The 1,045-nt window shown below is 63.0% G+C and carries 1 protein-coding gene; it reads right to left on the minus strand.

Features of this window, described 5'->3' with window-relative positions; translation table 11 throughout:
• Nucleotides 1–1,043 (minus strand): beta-ketoacyl-ACP synthase (locus tag NKJ94_RS37390; protein ID WP_352532792.1); only part of this gene is annotated, 1,043 nt, incomplete at its 3' end.
• Nucleotides 1,044–1,045: the final 2 nt, after the last annotated feature.

Here is a 1,045-nt window from a genome sequence, read left to right on the forward strand (position 1 = left end):
TGTCCGGTCGCCGCCTTCGTTCCGCTGACAGCTATGCTGAAATCCGCGCCAAAGACCCTTTTGATCGCCTCGATTTCCCCCGCATCACCGACCGGCGTGGAGGTGGCGTGCGCATTGAGATGGCGGATTTCCCGTGCCGAAATGCCGGCTTGGGTGATCGCGATCTCCATGGCTCGGCGCGCACCGTCGCCATCCTCGGGACCGGACGTGATGTGATAAGCGTCCGCCGTCGTGCCATAGCCGACAAGCTCGGCAAGTGGTTTGGCGCCGCGCGCAAGAGCGTGGCTTAATGCCTCGACGACCAGGATTCCGGCTCCTTCGCCCACGATGAAGCCGTCACGCAGCATGTCGAATGGACGGGAGGCCTGGTCAGGACGGTGATTGAAGGATGTCGAGAGAGAGCGTGCTGCTGCAAAACCGCCGAGACTGACCGCATTCATGCAGGCTTCGGTTCCGCCGCACACGGCGATGTCGGCTTCATTGGCGCGGATAAGACGCGCCGCATCGCCGATCGCCTGAATGCCGGCTGCGCACGCTGTCACCGGAGCGCCAAGCGGGCCTTTAAAACCATATCGGATCGAAATTTGCCCCGCTGCCATGTTCACCAGGAACGATGGCACGGTGAACGGCGAGAGACGCCGAACACCGCGCTGGTCGACGGTTCTCACAGCTTCGGTTATGGCGGGAAATCCTCCGACACCCGAAGCGATGATCGTCGCGGTGCGAGCCCTGTCATCGTCCGAGACTGGCTTCCAACCCGCCTGGGACAGCGCCTCTTCTGCCGCCGCCAGTGCGAAGAGAATGAAGCGGTCTGCCCTGCGCTGTTCCTTCGGAGCCAGGATTGTGTCGGGATCAAACCCAGCCTCGGGGTCTTCTTCCATGGACGGCACCACGCCGCCGATCTTCGCCGGCAGTTCGCCCACCATATCATCCGGAAGCTTCCGAAGCCCCGAACGACCGGCCAGCAGACGCGACCAGGACGCTTCGACATTGGCGGCAAGCGGGGTGACCGCGCCCATGCCTGTAACAACAATCCGTCGCATCT

The sequence above is a fragment of the Mesorhizobium sp. M0060 genome, assembly GCF_040323155.1.
Taxonomy (GTDB): Bacteria; Pseudomonadota; Alphaproteobacteria; order Rhizobiales; family Rhizobiaceae; genus Mesorhizobium.